At 52.4% G+C, this 4,410-nt stretch carries 5 protein-coding genes; 3 read left to right on the top strand and 2 right to left on the bottom strand.

The window, feature by feature from the left end; translation table 11 throughout:
- Positions 1-159 precede the first annotated feature (159 nt).
- Positions 160-765, bottom strand: coding sequence for a DUF3465 domain-containing protein (locus HMPREF3277_RS05950; RefSeq protein WP_070870338.1), 606 nt, complete (start codon positions 763-765; stop codon positions 160-162).
- Positions 766-873: 108 nt separating this feature from the next.
- The gene (locus tag HMPREF3277_RS05955) at positions 874-1,686 is read right to left on the bottom strand and encodes a hypothetical protein (RefSeq protein ID WP_070870339.1); all 813 of its coding nucleotides are present in this window, start codon (positions 1,684-1,686) and stop codon (positions 874-876) included.
- A 102-nt stretch (positions 1,687-1,788) separates the two neighbouring features.
- On the opposite strand from HMPREF3277_RS05955, the gene HMPREF3277_RS05960 reads away from it, so the two are divergent.
- From HMPREF3277_RS05960 to HMPREF3277_RS05970, 3 genes are all read left to right on the top strand, one after another.
- A complete protein-coding gene (locus HMPREF3277_RS05960; protein WP_003768589.1) occupies positions 1,789-2,040 on the top strand; it encodes an NGO1151 family protein in 252 nt (83 codons plus the stop codon).
- Between the two features lie 73 nt (positions 2,041-2,113).
- Positions 2,114-2,956, top strand: coding sequence for a basic amino acid ABC transporter substrate-binding protein (locus HMPREF3277_RS05965; RefSeq protein WP_070870340.1), 843 nt, complete (start codon positions 2,114-2,116; stop codon positions 2,954-2,956).
- Between the two features lie 189 nt (positions 2,957-3,145).
- A complete protein-coding gene (locus tag HMPREF3277_RS05970; protein ID WP_009312381.1) occupies positions 3,146-4,378 on the top strand; it encodes a multidrug effflux MFS transporter in 1,233 nt (410 codons plus the stop codon).
- The last annotated feature ends 32 nt before the right edge of the window (positions 4,379-4,410 follow it).

The following is a 4,410-nucleotide window of genomic DNA, read 5'->3' on the forward strand; positions in this document are numbered from 1 at the left end:
TTGTCCTGATTTAAAGTTAATCCACTATAAATAAGAGAAGCCATAGGTTAACTTGTTAACATTTTGCGCTTATTTGCGCCGTCTTTCAAGTTTGGCGGCGAATGGCAAAAGGTCGTCTGAAAACGTTTTTCAGACGACCTTTTGCAATCGTTCCAAGCTTTATTGATAGACCCGCCCGTCGTGTTCCAGCCAGCCGTCGGCATGGCGGCCTGCGGGGTCGTGGTGCGTCCAATGGAGGACGCCGCCCTGCTCCGACCATTCATATTCGCCGTAGAAGCCGACTTTATCGCCTTTTTTCAGGCCTTTGATTTTGTCGGCGAGGTCGATGTTGTGCGCCACTAAAAGCGTTTGCCCGCTGGACAGTTTCAAGATAAACCGCTGATGGCGCGTGCCTTGGTTGTCGTCGGGCAGCGTTTTGAGAACGGTACCCGCGCCTTTCACCTGAATATCACTTTGTTGGTCTTCAAAGGCTTGCTGCAATATTTGTTCCGCACTGCCCTGCCCTGCTTGGCGTTCGGACTTCGACTGCTTCGGTTGCGATTTTTTGGATTCAGACTGCTCAGACTGAGGCTGCTCGGATTGGCGTTTTCCCGCTTGGGTTTGGGGCTGCGTTTGGGTTGGTACGGCATCCGTTGCCTGACCCTGCCGCCCCTGCTGCATTTTTTGATAACCGACTACCACGGCGGCAACAATCAGTATCCAAATCCATTTGTTTTTGTTCATAAAATCCACGCCCAAAAAAATGCCCGACGGTTCATCGGGCATAAATTATTTGAAAGGAGTTAAATCACGATAACGTGAGCCGCCATTATATACAAAACCGGCGGAAAAATCAGCATTTTCAGTCCGATACCTGAAGCGGCGGCTGCGTTATCACGCTTTTTTGTTTCCCTGACTGTATTTCATTTCGTATTTGATGTCGTTCAGGATTTTTTTCACGTTGTAATCCAAAAGCTGTTCTACCAAATCGGGCGCCTGTTCGCTGAGAGTTTGTTGGAGCTGGTAGGTAAACAGCGCCATTTGTTTCTGCACGGCGGTGCGTATCATGCCGTTGACGGCGTCGGCGACGTGCGGGCGCAGGCGTTTGATCAAACGCTCGCTCAGGTCTTGCTCGGAAATGCAGAACACTTCCCTGCGGTTGATGACCTGCGGGTTCAACACGTTGATATGGACGGTAATTGGCGGCATTTCTTCTTTGGGGTCGTCTGAAACCTGCTCTTGCGCCTGCGGATTTTCGTTTTCAGACGACATTGGCGCTTCTTTTGCAGGCGCATCAAATTCGACTGTTTTACGTTTCGGGTTCAGCCAAACCGTGCGCGTGGACTCGATTTGCCTGTCGGACGCGCTCATTTGCAGCGAAGACTGCGCGTTCAGCCAGTTTTCCTGCAAAATCACCATCGCATCGGTCTCCGCCGTTTCACCGGCTTCTTCCTCCAGCATGGCGTTGTGTTCCTCCTGCCATTTGCGCAGATATTCCGTCAACACGGCATCGCGGTTGGCATCGTCGAGCTTGACCGACTTGGCTTTGGGCTTCTGCTCGAAGGCGGGCTCTTGAGATTCGCGCACCAAAGGCGCGTGTGTGTAAGGTGCGTTCAATTGGCGGGTTTGCCGCAGCTTTTCCAAGCGGCTTTCCCAATCCAGGCTTTCATCCGTTTGTTGTGGCGTATCGGGACGATTCGTATCCATTTTTAGCTTTCGTTCTTCCGTTGTGTCATTTCATTTCACGCGCATAGCGAATGCCGTGATTTGCTATAATGCGGTATTTTAACAGATTCCCAGGAACACATCATGAGCAGCATCGAACAACGCCTCGAATATTTGGAAGAAGCCAACGACGTTTTGCGTATGCAGAACCACGTCCTCGCCACCGCCCTCAAAGGCCTGATCCGTTCGCTGCCGTCCGACATGGCAAACGAAGCCGTCGAGTCCATCCAGCTTGCCTTTGAAGACGCACTCGCCGAATTGAATTACGAAGACAGCCCGCATACCGACCTCTTCCATGACGTAACCTACGCTTTTTTCCGAGAAAAAGACCACTGACGCGTAGCGACTTCCCCAAACCGTGTTAAACTATCCGTTTATTTATTAATATCCGTAAAGAAGGAACCTCCCCATGAACATGAAAAAATGGATTGCAGCCGCCCTCGCCTGCTCCGCGCTGGCACTCTCCGCCTGCGGCGGCCAAAGCAAAGATACTTCCTCGTCAGCCCCTAAAGCCGACAAAGTGTACCGCGTCGCCGCCAACGCCGAATTCGCCCCTTTCGAATCATTGGATTCCGCCGGTAACGTTGAAGGTTTCGACGTCGATTTGATGAACGCGATGGCAAAAGCCGGCGGATTCAAAGTCGAATTCAAACACCAGCCTTGGGACAGCCTCTTCCCTGCGCTCAAAAACGGCGATACGGATATCGTCATCTCCGGCGTCACCATTACCGACGAGCGCAAGCAGTCCATGGATTTCACTGACCCTTATTTTGAAATCACCCAAGTCGTCCTCGTTCCCAAAGGTAAAAAAGTCGCCTCTTCAGACGACCTCAAAAACATGGCGAAAGTCGGCGTCGTTACCGGACAAACCGGCGACTTCTCCGTTTCCAAACTCTTGGGCAACGACAATCCTAAAATCGCCCGCTTCGAGAGCGTTCCTTTGGTCATCAAAGAGCTGGAAAACGGCGGCGTGGATGCCGTGGTCAGCGACAGTGCGGTCATCGCCAACTATGTGAAAAACAACCCGACCAAAAGCATGGACTTCATCACCCTGCCTGATTTCACGATTGAAAACTACGGCATAGCCGCACGCAAAGGCGACGAAGCGACCGTCAAAATGCTGAACGAAGCGCTGAAAAAAGTACGCGACAGCGGCGAATACGACAAAATCCACGCCAAATACTTCGCCAAAGAAGGCGATAAAGCGGCAGCCGCCAGCCAAGCAGCCAGCCAACCTGAAGCAGCCAAATAATCTGTTTCAACGTTCTTAAGCAATAAGAAAGGTCGTCTGAAAGCCTGTATCGCGGGTTTCAGACGACCTTTTATAGTGAATCCCGTTCCGAAAGCAGTATTGTGCGGCTTAACCCTACCCTTGTTATCCGATAGCCAAGTTTTTCCAAACCAAGCCGCTGCAGAAATTCAAACACACAGAAAGTCCCTTATGTCCCAATCCACACCCGCCCCGCTGGGCGAAAAGCAAATGGCGGTTTTGATGGCGATGTTGGTTGCCCTGATGCCGTTTTCGGTCGATGCCTACCTGCCCGCCATTCCGGAAATGGCGCAGTCGTTGAGCACGGATATCCACCGCATTGAGCAGAGTTTGGTTTTGTTTATGTTCGGCGTGGCGTTCGGGCAGATTGCCGGCGGCGCGGTTTCGGACATCAAGGGACGCAGACCGGTGGCTTTGGTCGGTTTGAGCATTTATTTTGCGGCCGTTGTCGCGCTGACGATGGTGCAGTCGGTGGACGGGCTGTTGAACCTGCGCGCCGTACAGGCGTTCGGGGCGGGGATGACGGTGGTCATCGTCGGGGCGATGGTGCGCGATTATTATTCGGGCAGACAGGCGGCGCAGATGTTTGCCTTAATCGGCATTATCCTGATGGTCGTACCGCTGATTGCGCCTATGTTCGGCTCGATGTTGCAGGATTTGGGCGGCTGGCGTTTTATTTTCGGTTTTTTGGCGGCGTATTCGTTTGTTTTGTTCATCTTGGTGTTTACTTTCCTGCCGCGTCCGAAGCAGACGGGCAAAATCAGGATGGACATTTTCGGACTGGTGGCGGGCAGGTTCGCCAGAGTGCTGAAGACGCGGGCGGCGATGGGCTATCTGTTTTTTCAGGCATTCAGCTTTGCGTCGATGTTTGCATTTTTGACAGAATCGTCTTTTGTTTACCAAAAGCTGTACCATGTGACGCCGCACCAATATTCTTGGGCCTTTGCGCTGAACGTCCTTACGATGGCTTCGTTCAACCGCATCACGGCATGGCGGCTGAAAACGGGGGCGCACCCGCAAAGTATTTTGAAATGGGGCATTATCGTGCAGTTTGTGGCAAACCTGACGATGGTGCTGTTGGTCGTATCGATGGGGCTGCCACCGATGTGGGCTTTGGTGCCATGCGTAATGTTTTCGGTAGGCACGCAGGGCTTGGTCGGCGCAAACACACAAGCTTGCTTTATGGCTTATTTCAAGCAGGAAAGCGCCAGCGCAAATGGGGTATTGGGCGCGTTCCAATCCATCATCGGCGCAAGCGTGGGGCTGTTGGCGACGCGGCTGCACAATGGTTCTGCGTTGGTGATGGCGGGCATGATGCTGGCTTCGACGGTATGCGGGATTGTGTTGCTGTGGCTCTGCTCGCATCAGGCTTGGAAAGAAAACGATAAAAGCGAATATGTGTGAATATAGTGGATTAACTTTAAACCAGTACGGCG

The organism is Neisseria sp. HMSC70E02 (genome assembly GCF_001838645.1).
GTDB lineage: Bacteria > Pseudomonadota > Gammaproteobacteria > Burkholderiales > Neisseriaceae > Neisseria > Neisseria macacae.

Bases quoted from the DNA above. Each gene is read 5' to 3' on its own strand.
- HMPREF3277_RS05970 (WP_009312381.1), top strand. From the start codon at position 3,146: ATGTCCCAATCCACACCCGCCCCGCTGGGCGAAAAGCAAATGGCGGTT.
- HMPREF3277_RS05965 (WP_070870340.1), top strand. From the start codon at position 2,114: ATGAACATGAAAAAATGGATTGCAGCCGCCCTCGCCTGCTCCGCGCTG.
- HMPREF3277_RS05955 (WP_070870339.1), bottom strand. From the start codon at position 1,686: ATGGATACGAATCGTCCCGATACGCCACAACAAACGGATGAAAGCCTG.
- HMPREF3277_RS05960 (WP_003768589.1), top strand. From the start codon at position 1,789: ATGAGCAGCATCGAACAACGCCTCGAATATTTGGAAGAAGCCAACGAC.
- HMPREF3277_RS05950 (WP_070870338.1), bottom strand. From the start codon at position 765: ATGCCCGATGAACCGTCGGGCATTTTTTTGGGCGTGGATTTTATGAAC.